The sequence below is a fragment of the Lysinibacillus sp. NPDC093692 genome, assembly GCF_050280125.1.
GTDB lineage: Bacteria > Bacillota > Bacilli > Bacillales_A > Planococcaceae > Lysinibacillus.
In genome coordinates this window covers 1-23,960 of the sequence record NZ_JBNNUW010000021.1, presented here as the reverse complement: position 1 = coordinate 23,960, position 23,960 = coordinate 1, and the positions used below count along the sequence as shown (strand labels likewise).

Below are 23,960 nucleotides of genomic sequence, written 5' to 3'. Positions count from 1 at the left end.
TCGTTATAAGTGCTTATAGATAAGAGGCGAAAGCAGAGCAAAAAAACATGTTAAACCCTCTGCTACTAATAAAGTATCGGCAGAGGGTCATGATTTTTTTATTTGGAAATTACTCTTGGATTAGGAATGAGGCAGAGGAAGTTGTTTGAATGAAATGACGATTTCCTTCTACTGTATAATCAGCTGGTACTGGTTTGCCAAAGGTATTGGTACGAACGATGGAGGCATTCGGTGATAAATTATTGATAATAATTTCCATGTTCGCCTCAAATTCAACTGGTTTTTCATTTAATGTTGCCTGGAATGTGATACGATTCGATTTTTTTGTAATGCTAATTTCCATAACACCAGTATCCTCATTAAGAAGGGTTCCTAGTGGTGGAATAATAACAGTCATATTCGATTTTGTCGTTAAAACGAAGCGATCTGCACTATTTTCCGTGTCTGCAACGTTGATTTTTGCTGTATAGGTATTTTTGTTTTTCGTCATAGCAGTAGTTTTACCTGGTACGGCTGCTATATCCGATGAAATTGGCTTTTTCGACCCGTTCCCTTTAGGTAAATCATATTTTCCATTTACATAGTCTACTAAAGTCCAGGCGTTTGGTACAAGCTGCTGTTGCACAGGTGTTAAAGCCTCGAAGGCTGTTTTCGCTGCTTGTACATCTTGAGCGGTAGACGTTTTAGGCGATAAAGCTGCAATAGCGTTTTCTACTTCCTTAGCTGCCGCCTTATCCTTCGCAACAAGCTGTTCAGCATCTAATAACATCTTTTCGATACCAGCAGGTAAATAGACGTATGAATATCTTCGAAGTGCATTAAGCTCAGCTCTAGCATCAGCTACATCCTGATGGAAGGTAATGCGAGAAGAGTTTAATAATTGGATTTTATTGACCACTTTATCGATAGATGTATTGGGCGTGATATAGGATGTCAGTATTTTTTGTGATTCCGGGCTCACAAAGGACTTTTGGGCTGCATTTAACGTATTGTACCAATCTTTCGTTTCCATAACATTTTGGTAGTAATAAACGGAAGTTGACTCCACTGAAGCTAATTTCTCTTCAATTTGATCAGCAAGCTTACGGTACGCAACTTTTGTCTGACGATGATTTGACAGCGTAGAATAATTCGTAACATATTGTTTTTCCGTTTCAGTTAACGCATCGTAGGCTTTATTGGCTGCTTCCAAATTTGTTTGGAACGAAGCTGTTGTATCGTTAATGTTTGAAATAAGTCGAACAACATTCGAAACGTTAGCGTTGTAGTAATAAGTATAATCGTATATGTAAGCAGTTTTTGAATGTCCAGTAATATTAGCAGCTGATGCTGACGTAGTAGGTGCAGTATAGATTAGTGAAGGGACCGCAACTAGGGCTAGTAAGGCTAATTTTCTTTTGTTTTTCATAATATGGGAAACCTCCTATTTGGTTTTGGATAATTGTGATGGGTAAGATGTGGGTCTTTTACCCTATTTAAAATCTTTGATCGTCTTGTGAAATGGTTTATTATTTACCTGTCGAAAAGAGTCGTGTCTAGACAGGGATTTCCTAATATATGTTGGTAAACCAATTTTATCATATCTCAGGATTTTTTCATGTATATTTTAAGTGAATAGGTAGATTGATTATGTAATTTTTAAATACTTTGTGTCTTATGTACTTATGAAGCTATGAACGGGGAGCGGATCGCTTTTTTGGAAGGGATAGAAATCAAAGCGACGGAAAGAAGTGTCGAAGTGACGGAACGAACCCTCAAAGCGACGGAACGAACTCTCAAAGCGACGGATAGACTCATTGTTACCGAAGCCGACGCCACGATTCCCGAGGCATAATTGATTTTTTTTTAGTTTGAAAAGGACTTGGCTTTGTGCCAAGTCCTTTCAATTTTTATTGTGTACCTGAACGTTGAGCATCTTTATAGATGTCGATAGCCTTGTCTAATTTGTTAATAGCATCTGTCACATCGTACGCAGAAGCATAGGCGTTACTGGCAACGGATTGTGCGTGTTGAACTACTTTTTCTAGACTACGTTTTTCTCTTTCCGTTGTCCATAGTTCATAGTAGGGGATATCAGAGCCATCTCCATTTTCTGAAACTTTTACATACTGAACAGAATTAATGAGTGATGTTAACCAAGATTTATCAACGTAATGCCAATGATTATAATTCACACCAGATTTATAATTACTCCTATAGGTTGAAATGGCATTATATAAATAACTGTATGCATACGAAATATCCGACTGAGACGAGGAGCTATTGTTTGCAATACCTTGTGCGTATGAAACAGCAGAAACTAGGGCATCTTTTTCACTTTGAGTCGTCCAAACTACATTGTAGGATAATTCAGATCCATTCACAGAAACGGTTACATACTGAACAGAGTTAATAAGTGAAAAAAGGGAAGATCGATCGGCATTATATTGATAAGTGCCATATTTTTGTGCATTCTTATACATTGTAATAGCGTAGTTTAAATTGCTAATTGCATTTGTAATATCAGATTGTGTTGCATAGTAATTATTTACAACATATTGAGCAGATGAAACGGCAGAGGTTAGAGCATCCTTCTCACTTTGAGTCGTCCAAGGTTCATAAGAAGCTACATCATTACCGTTGTTCGAAGAAACCTTTACATACTGAACAGAATTGATCATCGATTGTAGTGAAGACTTATCACCATAAACATATTTTGTTCCATTTTTTTGCACAGTTCGATAAACGTTTAATGCATTTTTGTACTGTGTAATCGCATTGTTTACTTGTTCCTGTGAAGCGTAAGAATTATTAACTACTGCTCTTGCGCTGCTCACGGCTGATTCGAATGTTGTACGTTCAGCCTGCGTTGTCCATTTTTCAGTTACTGAAATGTCATATCCATAAACAGATACTGCAACGTATGGAGGTGAAGCTACTAAATTACTAAGCTCCGTTTTATTTAAAACAGGTAATGTCACAGAGGCTTTTTTATCATCCACCTGTACTTTGTTAATGAGATGCCCTGAATTTAATGCCACCTTTGCCCCCTGTTTGACAACCACTTGCTCAATTGTACCTTTTCCGTAAAGGGTGAAATCTTTCTCAACATCGATAGTTAGTTTATCAACATTGGCCGTTACTTCAAATGCAGTAACTTTACCAACTATGTCGACTTTCGAAATAGTTTTGTCAGAAGTCACACTCACTTTAGTGCGTTTTAGGTTAATGTTTGGAGATTTAATATCTTTTAGAGAAACATTTAACCAATTATTATTTTTAGTCAATAAAGGTCTAAAAATAATTGTATCCCCAATAGCAACGTCATCAATTGTAATGGCCTTCTTCACACGATTAGTTACAATAAGCTCATCTTCAATAGTGACATTTTGAACTTTTACATAATCCGCATTTACAGTTAGGCTTCCAGCAATTTGCGCGTCGCCGCCATCAAGATCTAACGCTTTATTTTTTGTTCCACCTTTAGTTAGTGTTAGTGAAGTAATACTTGTAATTTCACCGTTCTTTACGACAATAGTTGCTTCAGCATTCGCCAATGCAGCATTATTGGATGTGTTTAAGAGGGGCTTCAATGACTTACTGATTTTAAATTGGCCATTGGATGTACGTACTTTATCATTAGCGATGCTGGTAATAGTAACATTTTGTCCCTTTGTTTTGGCTGCAGCTACTTGCCCGTCGATTTGAACTGAGTGGTTTAAAGATACATCATTAGAAGTGGCATTCGCAGTTGATACAGGCACAATTAAGGTTGCTGTAATAGCGGTAGCCATAAAAGTAGAAAATACTTTATTCTTCATCTTTGTCGCTCCAATCATTGTATTTAATGGATAATATATCATACATTTCTTAAGTTTAGTGCGCGAATGGGTTATTTTACTATATTAATTTAATGAAATAATAGGCCTTTTTTCTTCTATTATTTTAATAACTCGTAGTTTGAAAGGGTAAATCATCCTTCCAAGAGCTCTTTGCTATTGTTTGAACATGATGAAAAAGACAGGATGAGTGAACGCTGAAGTACATTGACCGAGTTTACAAACAGCACTACTATAGGAGAGGAAAGGGGGACAACACTATGGTGTATCTCGGTATGATTTTCTTTCAAATTGTCGCTCCGATTTTAGTGCTTCTAGTACTTGGCGCAGTTTTACAAAGGAAATTTCGATTTAATTTAAAGGCGCTATCTCAACTTATTACATATTGCTTTATGCCAGCAGCTGTTTTTGTGAATTTATATGAAACGAGTATAGAATTGTCTGTGCTTGGGGAAGTTGCGCTTTTTATTCTACTCTTTATCGGAAGCCAAATGGTCCTTAGTCACTTTCTAGCAAAGGGGCTCGGTTTAGTAAAAACAGAGGCTGCGGTGTTTAAAAATAGCGTTGTCCTCATTAATTCAGGCAACTATGGTATTCCAGTTGCCCAAATGATTTTTGTGACTCAGCCGATTGGGGTAGCGATTCAAGTTATTCTCGTTATATTTCAAAATATGACGACGTATACTTACGGCTTGTACAATTTAATTTCTTCAACAAAATCAGGCATGTCAATTTTGAAAGATTTCCTCAAAATGCCTATTATTCATGCACTTATTATCGGCGTTACTATGAACTATTTTAATATCCCTATTCCACAGTTCGTAAAAATTCCGATAGACCATGTGGCAGATGGCTTTATCGCTGTGGCATTAATAACTTTAGGGGCACAGCTATCCCAACTTGAAATAAAATCTATGTTTAATAAGATGGTATACATTAGTTGTTTTACACGATTAATCATAGGGCCTGCCGTTGCATTGCTTATCATTTTTGCGCTTGGTCTTGACGGTGTCGTGGCACAATCACTTTTTATAGCTAGTTCGTTCCCGACATCGCGAAATAGTTCCAGTCTGGCATTAGAATATGACGTAGAATCGGCAACTGCTGCACAAACAGTTTTATTTTCAACGATTGTGAGCTGTATTACAGTGACAATTGTAATTTATGTAGCGGAGTTGTTGTTTACCTAACAGTTGGGTGTCATATAGTATAAAAGATAAGGTGGAAAGCTTTTCAGGAGTTAGGGGCTCTTTTTCTGAATTAAAAGCTAGTGATTTATATTTGTTAAAACAAGATATAAGTTGATTGGAGTGGAGGCTGGGCGACTCCTTGGGGATTAGCGTCACAGATGAGACCCTGCAGCGAAGCGAAGCGGCTCATCGGACGCCCCCAGGAAAGCGCCCAGCCGGAGCGAAAATCAACTGCACGTTATGGTGATAATCCAAAAATAATCAAATGAAGCTTCCATCTATTAGCAATATCTGCTACACTAGCATCAAACTTAATAGTATTAACTAGGGGAGTCTGATGAGTCAGGCTGAGAGGGAAACGCATAGAGGTTTCTTGACCCTTTGGACCTGATCTGGCTCATACCAGCGTGGGAAAGTTAACCATTATTGCACACTATGTTATTTGCAATAACTATACCTTTACATTCTTAGCCGGATCCAAAAATTTTTTGGATTCGGCTTTCGTTTTGTTGGGGTGAGCTAGATTCGGTCCTTGTATAAATGTAAAAGGGAGCGAAGTAGTTTATGACAACAGTTAGCGAAAAGAATATTACGATTATGTCAAATTTTGAAGGAAGTAAAAAAGTTTACGTAGAAGGTTCTCGACCAGATATTTTAGTGCCAATGCGTGAGATTGCTTTAAGTCCGACGACAGGAAGCTTTGGTGAGGAAGAAAATGCACCAGTGCGTGTTTATGATACGAGTGGCCCGTACACTGATCCTGCACATAAGGTGGACATTACGAAAGGATTGCCAGCTTTACGTAGTGCATGGATCAAAGAACGAGGTGACGTTGAAGAATACGAAGGTCGTACAATCAAGCCAGAAGATAATGGATTTCGCAAAGCTGATGATCCACGGATGAATGAAAATGTTTTTCCGGATTTATCTAGAAAGCCTTTACGTGCGAAGAAAGGTAAAAATGTAACGCAGCTTCACTATGCACGAAAGGGAATTATTACTCCAGAAATGGAATTTGTAGCGATTCGCGAAAATATGGATCCTGAGTTCGTGCGCTCAGAGATCGCGGCGGGGCGTGCAATTATGCCATCTAATATTAATCACCCTGAGGCAGAGCCGATGATTATTGGACGCAACTTCCATGTGAAAATTAACGCCAATATTGGAAATTCAGCGGTGACATCCTCTATTGCAGAAGAAGTAGAAAAAATGACGTGGGCTACACGCTGGGGTGCTGATAACATCATGGATTTATCCACGGGTAAACATATTCATACGACGCGTGAATGGATTATCCGTAATGCCGCAGTGCCAGTAGGGACGGTGCCGATTTATCAAGCGCTCGAAAAAGTAAATGGTGTGGCAGAGGATTTAACGTGGGAAGTGTATCGTGATACGTTAATCGAACAGGCAGAGCAAGGTGTAGATTACTTCACGATTCATGCAGGCGTATTGCTACGCTATGTGCCATTAACGGCTAATCGTGTAACTGGCATAGTGTCTCGAGGAGGCTCGATTATGGCACAATGGTGTTTATATCACCACCAAGAGAGCTTCTTATATACTCATTTTGAAGAAATCTGTGAAATTATGAAAACCTATGATGTTGCTTTCTCTTTAGGTGATGGTTTACGTCCTGGTTCTATAGCAGATGCAAATGATGAGGCTCAATTTGCGGAGCTGGAAACGCTAGGGGAATTAACACAAATTGCCTGGGAGCATGATGTACAGGTGATGGTAGAAGGACCGGGGCATGTGCCGATGCATCTTATTAAAGAAAACATGGACAAGCAGTTAGAGGTGTGTAAGGAAGCTCCTTTCTATACGTTAGGGCCGCTAACGACAGATATTGCTCCAGGCTATGACCATATTACATCAGCCATTGGAGCCGCGATGATTGGTTGGTATGGTACGGCAATGCTATGTTATGTAACGCCTAAAGAACATCTTGGCTTACCAAATCGTGATGATGTTCGTGTAGGGGTTATTACGTACAAAATTGCTGCACATGCGGCTGATTTAGCTAAAGGGCACCCGGGGGCACAGCAACGTGATGATGCACTATCAAAGGCGCGCTTTGAATTCCGCTGGCGCGATCAATTCAACCTTTCGCTAGATCCAGAGCGTGCAGTCGAATATCATGATGAAACATTGCCAGCAGAAGGAGCAAAAACGGCGCATTTCTGTTCAATGTGTGGACCTAAGTTTTGTAGTATGAAAATCTCACAGGATATTCGTACTTATGCAAAAGAAAAAGACTTAAATACAACTGAAGCAATCCATAAAGGTATGCAGGAGAAGGCGAAAGAATTTAAAAAGGCAGGCAGTCAAATCTATCAATAATTATTAGAGCGGGCTTGTGTCTATCAATATAGGCACAAGCCTTATTTTTGTTCATCGTCAAAAGTAATGGATGACCTACGCATCAACCACTCATTATGTGATGATCCCACATTTAAGATAAAAAAACTCCATGTGAGGTTGCCCTTCACATGGAGTAAAAAGTTGGATTTGGATATCAATAATAGTTGGAATATGTGGAGAATTAAACGTTAGTTGGTTGTTTTACGTATGGATTTGAAAGATCCATACCTTCTAATGAAAGACCCATAGCTTTTGCTACACCTTCACCATATGCTGGGTCAGCTAAATAACAGTGAAGAATATGACGACGTTTGATGAATTCTTCAACTGATGCCATATCATTAGCCGTATTTTCGAATAGACGTTGTTGCTCTTCGGCAGTCATTAGGTTGAATAATTTACCTGGCTGCTCAAAGTAGTTGTTATCATCTTCACGGAAGTCATGGATACCAGCATTACCGTCAATACGTAATTCAGGCTCTTTATAGTCTAAATTATGTTCCCATTCACCATAGCTATTTGGTTCATAGCCTAAAGTTGAACCAAGGTTGCCATCGAAGCGCATAGCACCATCGCGGTGGAATGAACGGAATGGACATTTTGGTGCGTTTACAGGAAGCATGTAATGGTTTACACCTAAACGGTAGCGTTGTGCATCTGCATAAGCAAAGATACGAGCCTGTAACATTTTATCTGGAGAGAAGCTAATACCAGGGACAATGTTAGATGGTGCAAATGCAGCTTGCTCAACTTCAGCAAAGTAGTTGTCCGAGTTTTTGTTTAACTCAAATTCACCTACAGGAATTAATGGGAAGTCTTTTTTATACCATACCTTTGTTAAGTCAAATGGGTTATATGGTAATTCGCGAGCTTGTTCCTCTGTCATTACTTGAATAGACATTTTCCATTTAGGGAAATCGCCATTTTCAATTGCCCCATATAGGTCGCGTTGTGAAGATTCGCGGTCGTTACTAATTACTTCAGCAGCCTCAGCGCCAGTTAAGTTTTTAATGCCTTGCTCTGTACTGAAGTGGAATTTAACCCATACGCGCTCATTTTCTGCATTAATAAAACTATAAGTGTGAGAACCGAAACCATGCATATTGCGGTAACCTGACGGAATACCACGATCAGACATAACGATTGTTACTTGGTGAAGTGCCTCTGGTAATGAAGTCCAGAAATCCCAGTTTGAATTCGCGTTCTTCATATTTGTACGTGGATCACGTTTTACCACGTGGTTTAAGTCTGTAAAGTGTAAAGGATCACGGAAGAAGAATACAGGTGTGTTGTTACCAACTAAATCCCAGTTACCTTCTTCAGTATAGAACTTAAGTGCAAAGCCACGAATATCGCGCTCAGCATCCGCTGCACCACGTTCACCCGCAACTGTTGAGAAGCGTGCAAACATTTCTGTTTTCTTCCCAACTTCTGAGAAGATTTTTGCTTTTGTATATTTAGTAATATCATGCGTTACAGTGAAAGTACCGAATGCACCTGAACCTTTAGCGTGCATACGACGTTCAGGAATAACTTCACGGTTGAAGTTTGCTAATTTTTCAACTAGCCATACATCCTGAAGTAATAGAGGGCCACGAGGACCTGCTGACATTGAATCGTGGTTGCTTACTACTGGAGCGCCACCTGCTGTTGTAAAACGACGGCTACGATCATTTTGGTTTGTCATATTAGTTTACCTCCTGAAGAAAAAATTGTGAGTCAAACTCTTCATCAATAACTATAACAAATATAAACTAGAATTGCTAGTAAATTATAATTATTATCGTTAAAGAATGTTTATATTAAAATACAAACTATAAATATATGCTAGATTAAAAGCGTTTATGAATAGCTTTTTCCACAAAACTAGCTTTTTGAAACATTTTCGAGAATTATTAAAGTTGAGTTGTGAAGAAGGGATAGGTCGAAATTAAAAGGCTTTAAAGTAAATTCTTTTTTATTGAAAACGGAAAATGATAATTGAAAAAATGTGTTTTAGGGTTATGGTAAGTATTAGTTGATGACAGTGAAGGCTGGGAGACTTCCTAAGATTAGCTATAGAGGAACGAAGGCTAAAAACCGTCACCTTCTATGAGAGCGCCTTCGTGACCAGCATCCACTGCACTTTCGCGTTGAAAGCATATTTGCCTCTCGTGCACGGTTGGAAATTAAATTCGGGTATGCCTTTTCACGTTTTCCGATAACGATTAGGCGTAATGCCGATGTGCTGTTTAAAAATTTTAATGAAGTAATTCGAATCTTCAAAACCGTTTAAATAGGCAATTTCACTAATAGCAAAATCAGTTTCTACTAACATTTTTGTGGCATTATGAATTCGTACCTGCTGCAAGTAGCGTTTAAGTGGCAAGCCTTGCTTCTTTGAAAAGATCGTACTTAAATAATTGGGACTAATCCCTAATTTATGAGCAACGTAAGGTAAAGATAACCCGCTTTCCTGAAACTGTTGGTCGATAATTTCTATGGCCAGTTCTACATAGTCAGCTCGTTTCTCCATTCTTGCCTCGCGGGCCAATTCAATCAGTTTTTGTGTAAATGATATGATGCCATTTTGAATGGTATAAAATATAGGATGCTCAATAATTAAATGAAAAAGCTGACGATAATTTTGCTCAATTGCAGCTTTCTCGTGTAATTTATACTTCAGCATAAAGCGTCGAATTTGTGCTAAAACACTTGTTAGATGAATACGTAAGTCATCCTGCTCGTAATAAATTCCTTCATTAAATAGTCGATATAAAAATGCTTTAACAGCTTCAATATTCCCGTCCTCTAAACTACTTATTAGTAATTGTTGCTCTTCGGGTGTTAGTAAAGGATCGAAGGGCTGTGTCTTCAACTGCTTACTCGTATAAAAAATATGCCCATAGCCTTCGTAGAAACTTTGACGAAGTGCACGCTTCGTTAACGTATACATATTCTTCATTGTTGTAGGTTCCCCATCGTAAATACCGATATTTAAAGAGCTATTACTTGTCAATCGCCATTCCTTGATTAGTGTACGAACATCTTTCTCTATATCATTTGTTTGGAATAAGCAAACGATTCTCTCTGATAAAGGATAAATCCTCATACTAGAATAAATAGGAGTTTGCTGAAGCCAGTTGTATAGTTTGTTAAACATGTCGGAATGCTCAGGCTCAATCATGGTGAAATGTATATTTGTCTCTAGCGTACTAGTTTTACTATCTAAAAATAGTTGATCGTAAAAAGATTCATCTGTAGCTTCTTGATACACTGCCTCTGCCTTTGGTGTCCGAAGGGAAATAGCGGTGAGCTTTTGCTTTAATACTTCTAAATCAATTGGTTTAACGAAGAGATGTGCGACCTGTAAATCGATTGCTTTTAATGCATTTTTAAACAATGGCTCTGTCGTCATCGCTAAAATAGTTCCTGAATGTTTTTGTAAAACGCGATAAAGTGCTGTTAAACGATTATTCGAGAATAGGTCAATATTTAGTAGTATCACCTCAGGCTCGAATTGCTGGATACTTTGAAGTGCCTCATTAATAGTTGTACTTATTTCGATGGTTACATCGCCAGGGAAATATGTATGTAAAAACCAACGAATACCTGAAAGGTCAGCGGAGTCTCTATCAATTAATAACAATTTCATACATACGAACCCACCTTAAAAATATCTAGTTTCGTAAAAAAATACGATTATATTATTAAAATATCAAAAAATCTGAAATAATTCATGTATTCTCTTTTAAAATTCCCTATTTTCTGAAAAAAGTAGTTAGTACAATGTAGATAGAGTAATTGTTATTTATCTTTTGTAGCGATAACTAAATTGATTACGAGCATTTTTACATAGTTATAAAGGGAACAGGGGGATGGCATTATGAAATCTATTATCGAGCTTGATGGCAAGACGTTAACAAGACAGCAAATAGGGGGAATCGTTAACGGTCTTGCTACGGTTGCGCTATCTACAGACAGTGTGGAGCGCGTTCGTTTAAGTAGGGAGCGCATTGAAAAACGTTTAGCTGAGGGGCAAACCATTTATGGTGTGAATACAGGCTTTGGGAAGCTAAGTAATATAAAGATTGAAGAGGAAGATATCGAGCTTTTACAGTTGAATTTATTACGCTCGGATGCGACAGGTGTTGGTGTACCGTTCCCAACAGATGTTGTACGCGCCATGATGGTTTTACGTGCCAATGCTTTAGCACGTGGTTTTTCAGGAATTCGTCTAGAAACAGTGCAGCTGCTATTAGATCTTATAAATAAGGGAGTCCATCCGATTGTACCGTCTCAAGGTTCAGTTGGTGCAAGTGGAGATTTAGCGCCGTTATCACATTTGGCTTTAGTGCTAGTAGGTGAAGGCAAGGCGGAGTTTAATGGCGAGGTTATGAGTGGGAGTGAGGCGTTAGAGCAAGCTGGGCTAACACCGGTGCGACTACAAGCTAAGGAAGGATTAGCGCTTGTAAATGGTACACAAGCAATGACAGGAATCGGCGTGTTAACTGTGAACGAGGCAGAGCGTATGGGGCTAGCGGCAGATATGGCAGCGAGTTTAACACTTGAGGCACTGAAGGGGATTACTTCAGCGTTTGACCCAGCGCTTTTGGCGGTAAGACCACACCCGGAATTAGAGCTTGTTGGTGGACGAATCCGCAAATGGCTTGAAGGAAGTAAACGTGTGACAAAGCAAGGTGAAATCCGCATGCAGGATGCCTATTCATTACGTTGTATTCCTCAAGTACATGGTGCTTCATGGCAGTCATTTTTCTATGCGGAGGACCGTGTGCAAATTGAAATGAATGCAACGACAGATAATCCGATTGTTTTGGAAAATGGAGAAGTATTGTCTGGGGGACATTTCCACGGTCAACCAATAGCATTGGCGATGGACTTTTTAAAAATCGGTGTAAGTGAGTGGGCGAATATTTCGGAGAGACGTACAGAACGAATGGTTAATCCGCATCTTAATGAAGGTTTGCCACCATTTTTAGCGACGAATCCTGGTATTGAATGTGGATTAATGATTGCTCAATATACAGCGGCCTCTATCGTATCTGAAAACAAAGTATTGGCACATCCTTCAAGCGTGGATTCTATACCGACATCAGGTAACCAAGAGGATCATGTGAGCATGGGTACAACTTCAGCCCGCCAAGTGCGTCAAATCGTACACAATGCCGCTCGTGTCATTGCAATAGAAATGATTTGTGCATCGCAGGCGATCCATTTAGATAAAGCAGAAGAGCAGTTATCTCCAACAACACGAAAGTTTTTAGAAAAAGTGCGTGAGTTTTGCCCTCCGCTATTAGCGGATCAACCTATCGGTGATGAAATTGAAGCGCTCTCGCAGTATTTGTTAACGAGTGATGATCTATTAAATGAGTACAAGTAAGTTTTAAAGTAATAACTTCCTAGAGAAAATCCAAAAAATCCTTTAACTAGTTTTGACGACTTAGAGATTACTTTCAGAAAAAGCACTTACATCGGAGGGAGTAGTATGGAATTTCATCAACAAGAGCTGGAGCGAGATTCGCAATTTCGAATCTCCTCCGCTATTAAGATGTTTATCTGCAGTATAGTCGGAATATTTAGTTTTTTCGTATCGTTTGAATGGCGAGGTAAGGATTCCATTTTAATTGATCACATCGTAAGTTTTATTCGCACCGAAGCGCCACTACTTGTAACTGCATATGTGCTCATAATGCTTGTAGGTGGAGCGATTCATCCATTCCTAACAAAGAAATGGAATAAGTCGACTGTCAATATTGTGATGTCAATCCTTAAAGTGGGCGGTTTGATTGCAGGGATTTTGTTAATTTTCAATATAGCGCCAGCGTGGTTAGCGGATGAAAGTATTGGCCCGTATTTACTGGAGAAGCTTGTTAAGCCGGTAGGCATACTAATTCCGATTGGGTCTTTGTTTTTGGCACTTCTAGTTAGCTACGGATTGCTTGAATACATCGGTGTTTTAGCACAGCCGTTTATGAAACCTATTTTTAAAACATCAGGACGTTCAGCGGTGGATGCAGTAGCCTCATTTGTCGGCAGTTATTCGGTTGGATTACTGTTAACAAACCGTCTTTATATGGAAGGTCGCTACACAGCGAAGGAGGCCGTGATTATTGGAACAGGCTTCTCGACTGTATCTGTCACGTTTATGGTTGTCATTGCGAGTACGTTGGATATGATGCAGCATTGGAATGCGTTTTTCTGGGTGTCACTCGTTGTAACATTCTTGGTCACTGCGTTAACGGTCCGCATTTATCCAATTCGTTCCATGAAGGACGAATATTACGAGGGTGCGACGCCGATGCCAGAAAAGATTGTTAAAAAGGGGCGTTTTAAAGAAGCGTGGCGTCAAGCGATGGAGGCTGTTGATCAAAATCCGCCTATGTCTAAAATTTTATGGGCGAATTTAAAGGATGGCTTCATCATGACGATGGGGGTTATGCCATCGATTTTATCGGTTGGTCTTTTAGGGCTTGTGCTTGCAACATATACACCTATTTTTGATTGGCTTTCGTATATTTTTGTACCATTCACATATGTACTACAAATTCCAGAACCATTTTTAACGGCAAAAGCGCTGTCATTATCGTTAGCAGAGGTATTTTTACCGGCACTTGTTGTGACGCAGGCAGCACTTGTGACGAAATTTATTGTGGCAGTTGTATCAATTTCAGCAATTTTGTTCTTTTCAGCTGTCATACCACTTATTTTATCAACTGAAATTCCGGTGACGTTGCGCCAAATTGTAACCATTTGGTTTGTGCGTGTCGTATTAACTTTAATCATCGTAACACCAATAGCATTTTTACTATTTTAAAGGAGCGTGTTTTTTATGGTAGTCAAAACAAATATTCGTGCACCACGTGGGAATGAATTATCTTGTAAAGGTTGGACACAAGAAGCTGCAATGCGTATGTTAATGAATAATCTAGATCCTGAAGTAGCAGAAAATCCAGATGAGCTTATCGTCTATGGTGGAATCGGTAAAGCGGCGCGTAATTGGGAGAGTTATGAGCAAATTATCGCGTCATTAAAAGAATTAGAGAATGATGAAACACTTCTTATTCAATCAGGAAAGCCGGTAGCTGTATTCCGTACACATGAACATGCGCCACGTGTATTAATTGCAAATTCTAATTTAGTACCGTCGTGGGCAAATTGGGAGCATTTCTATGAGTTAGAGGACCGTGATTTAATGATGTACGGTCAAATGACGGCTGGTAGCTGGATTTATATTGGCGCACAAGGCATTTTACAAGGAACATATTTATCATTTGTAGAGGCAGGTAAAAAAGTATTTGGCACAGCGGATTTACGCGGCAAATTCATCCTTACGGGTGGTATGGGTGGCATGAGTGGTGCACAGCCTTTAGCTGGAAAAATGGCTGGCGCTGTCATTTTAGTAGTCGAAGTAGATCGTGCTCGAATTGAACGTAAAATTAAAGAGGGCTACTGTGATTATCTCGTGGAGACGGTAGATGAAGCGATTGAATTAGTCAATAAACTACGAGATAAAAAAGAACCAGCGTCTATTGGTCTTGTTGGCAACTGTGCAGATGTTAATCGTGAGCTATTGAACCGAGGAATTATTCCTGATTTTGTAACAGACCAAACATCTGCCCATGACCCGATCAATGGTTATGTTCCAAATGGCATGACGCTTGAGGAAGCACTTGAACTACGTAAAAGTGATGTGAAAACATATGAACAAAGAGCTAAAGAGACGATGGCTGAGCATGTTCGTACAATGCTTGAATTCCAACAAGCAGGTGCAGAAGTATTTGATTACGGTAATAATATTCGTGCGTATGCCAAAGAAATGGGTGTAACAAATGCCTTTGATTTCCCTGGTTTTGTTCCAGCGTATATTCGTCCTTTATTCTGTGAGGGGAAAGGGCCATTCCGTTGGGCCGCACTTTCAGGTAATCCAGAGGACATCTATAAAACAGATGCACTAGCAAAAGAAATGTTTGCTGAAGATGAAGGGCTTGTGAATTGGATTGATATGGCGCAAAAGATGGTGAAATGGCAAGGGTTACCGGCGCGTATATGCTGGTTAGGCTATGGTGATCGTCACCGTTTTGCATTGAAGGTTAATGAAATGGTGGCTAATGGTGAGCTGTCAGCACCGATTGTCTTTGGTCGAGATCATCTAGATTCTGGCTCTGTTGCATCACCAAATCGTGAAACAGAGGGCATGCTCGATGGTACTGATGCAGTATCAGATTGGCCGATTTTAAATGCACTTGTTAATACAGCAAGTGGTGCAAGTTGGGTAAGTGTACATCACGGTGGTGGTGTAGGAATGGGTTATTCGCAACATGCTGGTCAAGTGTTAGTAGCGGATGGTTCTGAGCTAGCTGCTGAGAAGATTGCACGAGTGTTAATTTCGGATCCAGGAATGGGTGTTGTGCGTCACGCAGATGCTGGCTATGAAATTGCTATTAATACAGCGAAAAACAAAGGTGTGCATATACCAATGTTAAAGGATGATGCTAAGTGACTATTTTAATCAAGAATGCCAACGAAGTGATCACGTTAAAAAGTGCCTTACAAGGTCCGCGTACAAAGGAACAAATGCGTGACATTGCAGTAGTGGAAAATGGTAGTGTGTTAATGGAGGGAAATAGCATTATTGCAGTTGGACCAATTGCTCAGCTGGAAGCGGATTTCCCTGATCTTGTAAAGGTTGCTGAAGTAATTGACGCCTCAGGTAAGATTGTTATGCCGGGTCTTGTCGATTGTCATACACATTTAGTTCACGGAGGTACACGTGAGCAGGAATTTAATTTGCGACTTAATGGTGCAACATACATGGAAATTATGAATGCAGGTGGCGGGATTCATGCTACAACAAACCGGACACGAGAAACTAGCTTTGGTGATTTATATGAAAAAACGATGAATCATTTAGATGTGTTTTTAAAGCATGGTGTCACAACGGTTGAGGCGAAATCAGGCTATGGCTTGGATTGGGAAACTGAAAAGAAACAGCTAGAAGTAACAAAGGAATTGCAAGCTACACATGACATTGATGTCGTTAGTACCTTTATGGGGGCGCATGCGGTACCGCGTGACTATAAAGGACGTGAGGATGAATTTGTGGATCTAGTCATTCATGATATGTTACCGAAAGTAGCTGAACTAAACCTTGCGGAATTCAATGATGTATTTTGTGAAAAAGGTGTATTTACGCCAGAGCAATCACGACGCATTTTAGAGGCTGGGAAAGCGTTGGGATTAACACCGAAAATTCATGCAGATGAAATTGAGCCTTATGAGGGAGCGGAGCTTGCTGCAGAAGTAGGAGCTATTTCTGCGGAGCACTTATTAGTTGCTTCTGATGAAGGGATACAAAAAATGGCTGAAGCTGGCACGATTGCTGTGTTGCTACCTGGAACAGCATTCTTCTTACGTGCACCATTCGCGAGAGGACGCCTGATGATTGATGAAGGGGTACCTGTAGCTATTTCAACTGACTTTAACCCTGGCTCATCTCCAACGTTGAGTCTGCCATTTATTATGAATTTAGCTTGTATGCATATGGGGATGACACTGGAGGAAGTGTTAACGGCGACTACCGTTAATGCAGCATACGCAATTAATCGTGGACATCAAATCGGCTCCCTTGAAGCGGGCAAACAAGCTGACGTCATTATATTGGATGTTGCTAATTACAAGCAATTGCAATATTTCTATGGCATGAATCATACGAATACTGTCATTAAAAATGGGCGAGTTGTCGTACGGGATGGAATTATTTTGAAAAATCAACTAGTAAATTAAATAATAAAAAAGGCATAAATAAGGCAGAAATGCTTTGTTTATGCCTTTTTAATGGAAAGCTGTTCTTCTTATTCTTTTTTATAAAAAGAGTTGAAATTGTTAACTGGAAAAGTTATTATGTTATTAAATAGTAATTATTGATTTACAAATTACTATCCCTGCAAAACATTGAATCAAAGGAGTTATTTTAAAATGACAAAATATCGTTCACAAAAAGAAGTTCTAGCGAATTATGATTCTTCTAAATATATAACACCTGATGGATATACATCAGATATCGCAATTTTTACAATAACATCCGAAAAAGTAGAGGAAAAAGCACCTCCGATGATGACGCTTAAAATCATGTTGATTAAACGGGCCGACAAAGACCATGAAGGAAACCCGAATATCGAAGGTGGAAAATGGGCGCTTCCAGGTGGATTTGTAGATGCGACAAAAAGGGAAACCGCCTATATGGCTGCTAAAAGAGAATTGAAGGAAGAAACGAATGTAGATAGTCTACACATTAAGCACTTTGGTGTCTACGATGATATAGATCGTGATCCGCGAGGTTGGATGATTTCAAATGCCTTTTATGCAATCGTTCCGGAAGTATACATTGACCAACGTCAAGCCAATGACGATGCGGTAGAAGTAGAACTTTTCGATATAAATGAAGTGTTCAAACTCGATTTAGCCTTTGATCATCGGAAAATTATTTCGGACGCTTTAGAATTTATTAAGAAAGATATGATACAAACAACGGTTGCTAAAAATTTTTTACCGGGAGAATTTACGTTATCTGAACTACAGAGGGTTTTATTGACAGTGGGAGATGATCCGCGTATTTCAAACGATTCGGTGTTCTTTACAAAAGCGCCTAAGCTGCCTTTTATTGAAAAAGTTTTAGATGAAGATGGGAAACCGAAGAAAACGAAAAGAAATTCATTTAGACCTTCGCAATTATATTCTTTTAATGACTTCGAAATCGTAGAGTCAATTTATCATTAGGGAAGCATCTGTCTTTCCTAATTAATTTTCATTGTACTAATTTGTAATTTGTTAATTACTAATTAAATGAGAGGTTGGAGTGATGGAAATATGTCAAAGCGTGCATTGATTAATATTGAATATACAGTGGATTTTGTAGCTCAAGATGGAGCCCTAACTTGCGGAAAACCGGGGCAACTATTGGAAGGGGTAAATACACAATTAACAAAGGAATTTATGTCAAATGGTGATTTTGTAGTTTTCGCTATTGATGTTCATGAAAAAGAAGATAGCTATCACCCAGAAACAAAGCTTTTCCCTCCTCACAATGTTCGAGGTACGAGGGGGAGAGAACTATATGGCTCTTTAAAAGAATTATATGAAGGAAATAAAGAGTTGGATCATGTCTACTATTTGGATAAAACCAGATATTCTGCTTTTGCAGGTACGGATTTAGAGATTAAATTGCGTGAAAGAGGCATTGCTGAACTGCATTTAATCGGTGTATGTACGGATATTTGCGTTCTTCATACAGCGGTAGATGCCTATAATAAAGGATTTAGCATTGTTATTCATAAAGATGCAGTAGCGTCCTTTAATCAAGCAGGGCATGAGTGGGCGTTAGGGCATTTCGAGCATTCTCTCGGAGCTACTATTATGTAAACGGAGGAACAGGGTATGAAATATGCGGACGATAGCTTCATGTTGCACACGGACTTATACCAAATAAATATGGTGGAAACGTACTGGAATGATGATATTCAAAATCGAACAGCGGTTTTTGAACTATACTTTCGACAACTTCCGTTCGGGAATGGCTATGCGATATTTGCAGGTTTAAAAAGGATAATGGAGTTTATCAAAAACTTTGGTTTTTCTAATAGTGATATTCAATATTTACGCGAGGAAGGAAAATACTCAGAGGAATTTCTTAAATACCTTCAAAATCTAAAATTTACAGGTACTATTTCTGCAATGAGGGAAGGTGAATTAGTATTTGCAAATGAACCTATTTTACGAATTGAAGCCCCATTGGCAGAAGCTCAGTTAATGGAGACACCTTTATTGAACATCGTTAATTACCAAACTCTTATTGCAACGAAGGCTTCGCGCATTAAACAAGTGATTGGAAAGGATGTCGCGATGGAGTTTGGTACTCGTCGAGCGCATGAATTTGATGCAGCGATTTGGGGAACTCGTGCAGCTTATATTGGTGGATTTTCTGCAACTAGCAATGTCAGAGCTGGAAAATTATTCGGCATCCCTGTCTCAGGTACTCATGCACATGCCATGATACAGGCATATCGTGATGAATACACTGCATTTACAAAGTATGCAAATACGCATAGAGATTGCGTTTTCTTAGTAGATACGTATGATACGCTACGTTCGGGTGTCCCTAATGCAATTCGGGTCGCAAAGGAGTTTGGAGATAAAATCAATTTTGTAGGAATCCGGCTGGACAGTGGAGACTTAGCATACCTGTCAAAAAAAGCAAGGGAAATGCTAGATGAAGCTGGCTTCACTGAAGCGAAAATTATAGCATCTAATGATCTGGACGAATACACGATTATCAATTTGAAGTCTCAAGAGGCTAAAATTGATACATGGGGAATCGGAACTAAGCTCATTACAGCCTACGATCAAGCAGCTCTTGGGGGCGTATACAAATTAGTATCTATTGAAGATGAAAGCGGGGAAATGGTCGATACTATCAAAATTTCTGGAAATCCAGAAAAAGTAACGACTCCAGGCCGCAAACGTATTTATCGAATTATTAATACAGCCAATGGTCATGCTGAAGGAGATTATATTGCATTGGACTACGAAAACCCGCAAGAGGAAAAATGCTTGAAAATGTTTCACCCTGTTCATACTTATATCAGTAAATTTGTGACGGATTTTACAGCGAAAGAATTACATCAAGACATTGTAGTAAATGGATCTATTCTTTACGAAGAACCAACACTTCAAGAAATTCAAGTATATGTAGAGGAAAATTTACATCTACTATGGAGTGAGTACAAACGAACAATGAATCCAGAAGAGTATCCAGTCGATTTAAGTCAAGCGTGCTGGGATAATAAAATGACAAGAATTAAAGAAATTAAAGAAAAAGTCACGAAAATGATGAATGGGAGAAACTACTAGAGAAGAGGAATGGGGGTTAGGGAATGGCGAAAATAGGGATTTACGGATCATCCTTTGATCCAATTACAAATGTTCACCTTTGGACAGCCAGCACAGTCGCGCATCGTTGCAAATTAGATAAAGTGATCTTTTTACCTTGCTCAAACAAACGAAAAGACAAGGAGATAAAAACGAAGAATACGCATCGCTGGAATATGCTGCAGTTGGCTATTGCTAAGGATGAGCGTTTTATTGCAGATTCATATGAAATGGAGCAAGAGGGCTGGAATATTTACACGTATGATACGATGAAATATTTTAGAGAACAACACCCGAATGATGAAATTCATTTTATTATGGGGGCTGATTTATTAGTCGATATTGGTGCAGGATTGTGGAAAAGAGGAGATGCGTTAGTAGCTGAGAATAAATTTATTGTAATGGCAAGGCATGGAATAGATATGTTATCAACAATTAGTCGTTCTCCTATTTTGAGGAATCATGATGATGGAAGATTCCATTTAATTGATAAAGGGTTAGCGATGGAAATTAGCTCTACCTATATTCGAGAAGAATTTGCAATGGGCGGTGAACCAAGATACCTTCTCCCTGACGCTTGTTATGACTATATTAAAGAGCATAATCTTTATCAAAAATAATCAAGCTGGGGCCGATGCATGAGAGTGTGGGATAATACCGCGCTTCACTATTTGCTGAAAAGCTGTATGGATAATTTAATCGATAGACCCCGCCATGTAGGATATTGCAAGGAGCATCAGAACGGTCCTGTTTTCCTCCAAGGAGAGGTTTACTTTGGAAGAAAAATAATCAAAATATACTTCATTATAATTAAGGCAGGGTTTTAGAGGTTTTACACCGCTATACTCTTTTGATGCAGCTTTCCTACAAATTCTAATGATCAGGAGCTGTTGATTCTTCGCGGAGAGTGGCAACTCCGGTGGGATGAGCTTACGCTGAAAGCGCCAACTTGGTGTGGAAATCAACATTAGTTTAATGATACGCATTATTTTATGTTTATTTTGGTTGATAAGTTGTTGATTGTAGTGGAGGTTGGGCGACTCCTTGGGGATTAGCAATAGAGGAACGGAGGCTAAAAGCATCACATCCTGTGATAACGCCTCCGTGACCAACTTCGTGTTGGCCCGAGACCCTGCAGCGAAGCGAAGCGGCCCATCGGACGCCCTCAGGAAAGCGCCCAGCCGGAACGGAAATCAACCTCTCGTTATGTGACGAGACTTTTATTTCGAAAAGATGGTGAACTTTCTCATTTACAGTCTAGGGTAAGATATAATAAATCTAAGTGATATAGAAACAGGCATTGTGCTTTACAAAATTATAACCTTTTGTAAACACAATGATTTAATGTTAGAAGGGAATTCGTAGATGTGCAGCTTACATTAACATTTCTTATTTTAGGAGCGACAATTTTTGCATTTGTGACTAATAAAGTACGAGCGGACCTCGTTGCGATTGTGTCACTTCTAGCATTTGTCATTTCGGATATTTTAACACCCGCAGAAGCATTAGCTGGTTTTTCAAACTCTGTAGTTTTAATGATTGCAGGGCTGTTTGTCGTGGGTGCAGGAATTTTACGAACAGGACTTGCAGGAATGGCAGGGCAATTACTGCTAAAGTGGTCAGGTAATAGTGAGTTGAAATTATTTGTATTATTGCTCATTATTGTAGGTTCTGTCGGTGCATTTATGAGTAATACAGGTACTGTAGCTTTGATGATGCCGATAGTTGTTAGTATTGCGATTAGTATGAAAGTAAGTCCGTCAAAATTTTTACTACCACTTTCTTATGTTGCAAGTCTTTCTGGGCTTATGACACTTATTGCTTCACCGACAAATCTTATCGTTAGTCAGTTATTGGTCGATCGTGATTACAATAAGCTAGGATTTTTCGAAGTAACACCCATCGGTATTGTAGGGATGATTGTTGGTATTACTTATTTAGTACTTGTGCGCAACTTTCTTTTACCAAATGAAAAAAGTCGTACAGCAACAAAAGCTGATTATAGACTATCTCCGAAGAAAATTATTAAGCAATATGATTTAAACAATCGTTTGTTTAAAGTATTTGTGCCAGAGGATTCGTCGATTATTGACGCAACATTAGCGGAATTAAAGCTTCCGGCCAAATATACGCTTTGTATGATGAAAATTCACCGACGATCTCAAGAAGGTATAAATTTTTTACCGGTGACATATCAGGAAATGGCAGGTCCGACAAGTGTGATTCATGCCAAAGATGAATTGTATGTCCAAGGTGAGGAAGAGAATATTCGTCGTTTTGCTTCTGATTATAGTCTGGAGATGCAGGAACTGGCTGAAGGGGAGGCAGATGAATTAGTATCGAAGCATCTTGGTATTGCTGAGGTATTATTAACACCAAATTCTAGTTTTATTAATAAGACCGTAAGCACCCTAGGCTTCCGAGAAAAATATAATCTTAATATAATTGGCATAAATCGTAGAGGTGGCTATAAGCTGCAAGATATGGTGACTCATAAATTAAAATTTGGAGATGCCATTTTAGTACAAGGTGCATGGGATGAAATTTTATTACTTGCAAGGGAAACGCAGGATGTCGTTGTTGTTGGTCAGCCAAAGGAGCATGCTAGTGTAGCTGCAGCGACGGGGAAAGCTGGTATTGCAGGTGTCATTATGCTTTTAATGATTGTGCTAATGGCTTTTGAAATTTTCCCTGCTGTTATTTCCGTTATGGTTGGCGCCGTATTGATGATATTAACAGGTTGTTTGCGTAATATGGAAGATGCATATAGCAGTATGAATTTTGAAAGTATTGTACTTGTAGCTGCAATGCTTCCGATGGCGACTGCATTGGAAAAAACGGGCGGTATGGCCATCTTATCTGATGGTATTATCAATGCGCTTGGAAACTATGGACCTTACGGAGTACTGATCGGAGTTTACATTTTAACTGCAGTCTTTGGTCAGTTCATTAGTAATACAGCTACTGCTGTATTATTCGCACCGATTGCTATGAATGCCGCGATTGCGATGGAAGCAAGTCCAAAGACATTTATGATTGCTGTTGCTGTAGCAGCAAGTATGGCGTTTGTTACTCCGATTGCTTCCCCAACAAATGCGCTCGTTATGACAGCTGGCAGTTATAAGTTTATGGACTTTGTGAGGATTGGAATACCACTACAGATTATTATGTTTATCGTTATGATGCTGGCAATTCCATTTTTCTTTCCATTTTAAAAACTCGGTTTCTATACCGAGTTTTTTATTTATTTTTTATGAAATCTATTAATTTTCTATTGAAGGTTATGATAAAATTCTATTTTAGATACTAATAAAAAGCTAAATCAACTTGAGATGTAAAGTCTAATGATAATTTTTTTCGTAAGTATTTAAATAGGAAGTTTTTCAACGAAATGAAAAAGTATAAAATTTTATTAGAAAAAGTGTTGACCTTTTTGAATCAAGAGTGTAGTATTATACGAGTCGCTAAGATAACTTCTGAAAACAATTAAATTAAACAAAATTAATTGTTGACAGCGAGTTTACAGCGTGTTATTATATAAGAGTTGCTGCTGAAAAAACAGTAACGAAATGAACCTTGAAAACTGAACAAGCAAAACGTAATCAATAAAGTTTTCAGTAGCTAACCTTGAGTTGGTGAACGAAACAAAATTTTGGACATCAAA

General features: G+C 39.0%; 15 protein-coding genes and 1 riboswitch. Of the genes, 11 read left to right on the top strand and 4 right to left on the bottom strand.

Annotated elements, in window-relative coordinates:
• Nucleotides 1-109: 109 nt before the first annotated feature.
• Complete coding sequence (locus ACQKN4_RS19265) at nt 110-1,408, bottom strand: hypothetical protein (protein ID WP_079562793.1); 1,299 nt, start codon at nt 1,406-1,408, stop codon at nt 110-112.
• A gap of 481 nt (nt 1,409-1,889) precedes the next feature.
• The gene (locus tag ACQKN4_RS19260) at nt 1,890-3,800 is read right to left on the bottom strand and encodes an S-layer protein (protein ID WP_427484553.1); all 1,911 of its coding nucleotides are present in this window, start codon (nt 3,798-3,800) and stop codon (nt 1,890-1,892) included.
• 278 nt (nt 3,801-4,078) lie between these two features.
• Here ACQKN4_RS19260 and ACQKN4_RS19255 point away from each other — a divergent pair, with 278 nt between their 5' ends.
• Complete coding sequence (locus ACQKN4_RS19255; protein ID WP_427484552.1) at nt 4,079-5,008, top strand: AEC family transporter; 930 nt, start codon at nt 4,079-4,081, stop codon at nt 5,006-5,008.
• 316 nt (nt 5,009-5,324) lie between these two features.
• Nucleotides 5,325-5,439, top strand: a riboswitch (TPP riboswitch).
• Between the two features lie 133 nt (nt 5,440-5,572).
• Nucleotides 5,573-7,351, top strand: a complete 1,779-nt coding sequence (thiC, locus tag ACQKN4_RS19250) for a phosphomethylpyrimidine synthase ThiC (protein WP_427484551.1) — start codon at nt 5,573-5,575, stop codon at nt 7,349-7,351.
• Nucleotides 7,352-7,553: 202 nt separating this feature from the next.
• Here thiC and ACQKN4_RS19245 read toward each other — a convergent pair whose 3' ends face one another.
• Nucleotides 7,554-9,059, bottom strand: a complete 1,506-nt coding sequence (locus ACQKN4_RS19245) for a catalase (protein ID WP_427484550.1) — start codon at nt 9,057-9,059, stop codon at nt 7,554-7,556.
• 501 nt (nt 9,060-9,560) lie between these two features.
• Nucleotides 9,561-11,006, bottom strand: coding sequence for a helix-turn-helix domain-containing protein (locus ACQKN4_RS19240; protein ID WP_079562797.1), 1,446 nt, complete (start codon nt 11,004-11,006; stop codon nt 9,561-9,563).
• Nucleotides 11,007-11,237: 231 nt separating this feature from the next.
• On the opposite strand from ACQKN4_RS19240, the gene hutH reads away from it, so the two are divergent.
• The 9 genes from hutH (at nt 11,238) to ACQKN4_RS19195 (ending at nt 23,511) form a co-directional block, all read left to right on the top strand.
• The gene (hutH, locus tag ACQKN4_RS19235; RefSeq protein WP_079562798.1) at nt 11,238-12,752 is read left to right on the top strand and encodes a histidine ammonia-lyase; all 1,515 of its coding nucleotides are present in this window, start codon (nt 11,238-11,240) and stop codon (nt 12,750-12,752) included.
• A 105-nt stretch (nt 12,753-12,857) separates the two neighbouring features.
• Nucleotides 12,858-14,186 carry a YjiH family protein gene (locus ACQKN4_RS19230; protein WP_079562799.1) on the top strand — a complete coding sequence of 443 codons (1,329 nt, stop codon included), beginning with the start codon at nt 12,858-12,860 and terminating at the stop codon, nt 14,184-14,186.
• A gap of 15 nt (nt 14,187-14,201) precedes the next feature.
• Entirely contained in the window at nt 14,202-15,872 is a 1,671-nt protein-coding gene (gene hutU, locus ACQKN4_RS19225; protein ID WP_427484549.1) for a urocanate hydratase, read from the top strand.
• Complete coding sequence (hutI, locus tag ACQKN4_RS19220; protein WP_427484548.1) at nt 15,869-17,155, top strand: imidazolonepropionase; 1,287 nt, start codon at nt 15,869-15,871, stop codon at nt 17,153-17,155. Before hutU ends, hutI begins: the two co-directional genes overlap by 4 nt.
• A gap of 192 nt (nt 17,156-17,347) precedes the next feature.
• On the top strand, nt 17,348-18,148 hold the full coding sequence (locus tag ACQKN4_RS19215) for an NUDIX domain-containing protein (RefSeq protein WP_427484547.1): 801 nt from the start codon (nt 17,348-17,350) through the stop codon (nt 18,146-18,148).
• A gap of 90 nt (nt 18,149-18,238) precedes the next feature.
• On the top strand, nt 18,239-18,790 hold the full coding sequence (locus ACQKN4_RS19210; protein WP_427484546.1) for a cysteine hydrolase family protein: 552 nt from the start codon (nt 18,239-18,241) through the stop codon (nt 18,788-18,790).
• Between the two features lie 15 nt (nt 18,791-18,805).
• Nucleotides 18,806-20,278 carry a nicotinate phosphoribosyltransferase gene (locus ACQKN4_RS19205; protein ID WP_427484545.1) on the top strand — a complete coding sequence of 491 codons (1,473 nt, stop codon included), beginning with the start codon at nt 18,806-18,808 and terminating at the stop codon, nt 20,276-20,278.
• A 23-nt stretch (nt 20,279-20,301) separates the two neighbouring features.
• Nucleotides 20,302-20,916, top strand: a complete 615-nt coding sequence (gene nadD / locus ACQKN4_RS19200) for a nicotinate-nucleotide adenylyltransferase (RefSeq protein ID WP_079562805.1) — start codon at nt 20,302-20,304, stop codon at nt 20,914-20,916.
• Between the two features lie 747 nt (nt 20,917-21,663).
• Nucleotides 21,664-23,511, top strand: a complete 1,848-nt coding sequence (locus ACQKN4_RS19195; RefSeq protein WP_427484544.1) for an SLC13 family permease — start codon at nt 21,664-21,666, stop codon at nt 23,509-23,511.
• The last annotated feature ends 449 nt before the right edge of the window (nt 23,512-23,960 follow it).

Excerpts from the sequence above, each read along its gene's own strand:
- ACQKN4_RS19260 (WP_427484553.1), bottom strand. The coding sequence starts at position 3,800 with ATGAAGAATAAAGTATTTTCTACTTTTATGGCTACCGCTATTACAGCA.
- ACQKN4_RS19265 (WP_079562793.1), bottom strand. The coding sequence starts at position 1,408 with ATGAAAAACAAAAGAAAATTAGCCTTACTAGCCCTAGTTGCGGTCCCT.
- ACQKN4_RS19255 (WP_427484552.1), top strand. The coding sequence starts at position 4,079 with ATGGTGTATCTCGGTATGATTTTCTTTCAAATTGTCGCTCCGATTTTA.
- hutH (WP_079562798.1), top strand. The coding sequence starts at position 11,238 with ATGAAATCTATTATCGAGCTTGATGGCAAGACGTTAACAAGACAGCAA.
- thiC (WP_427484551.1), top strand. The coding sequence starts at position 5,573 with ATGACAACAGTTAGCGAAAAGAATATTACGATTATGTCAAATTTTGAA.
- ACQKN4_RS19215 (WP_427484547.1), top strand. The coding sequence starts at position 17,348 with ATGACAAAATATCGTTCACAAAAAGAAGTTCTAGCGAATTATGATTCT.
- ACQKN4_RS19245 (WP_427484550.1), bottom strand. The coding sequence starts at position 9,059 with ATGACAAACCAAAATGATCGTAGCCGTCGTTTTACAACAGCAGGTGGC.
- ACQKN4_RS19230 (WP_079562799.1), top strand. The coding sequence starts at position 12,858 with ATGGAATTTCATCAACAAGAGCTGGAGCGAGATTCGCAATTTCGAATC.
- ACQKN4_RS19205 (WP_427484545.1), top strand. The coding sequence starts at position 18,806 with ATGAAATATGCGGACGATAGCTTCATGTTGCACACGGACTTATACCAA.
- ACQKN4_RS19240 (WP_079562797.1), bottom strand. The coding sequence starts at position 11,006 with ATGAAATTGTTATTAATTGATAGAGACTCCGCTGACCTTTCAGGTATT.
- nadD (WP_079562805.1), top strand. The coding sequence starts at position 20,302 with ATGGCGAAAATAGGGATTTACGGATCATCCTTTGATCCAATTACAAAT.
- hutU (WP_427484549.1), top strand. The coding sequence starts at position 14,202 with ATGGTAGTCAAAACAAATATTCGTGCACCACGTGGGAATGAATTATCT.
- ACQKN4_RS19210 (WP_427484546.1), top strand. The coding sequence starts at position 18,239 with ATGTCAAAGCGTGCATTGATTAATATTGAATATACAGTGGATTTTGTA.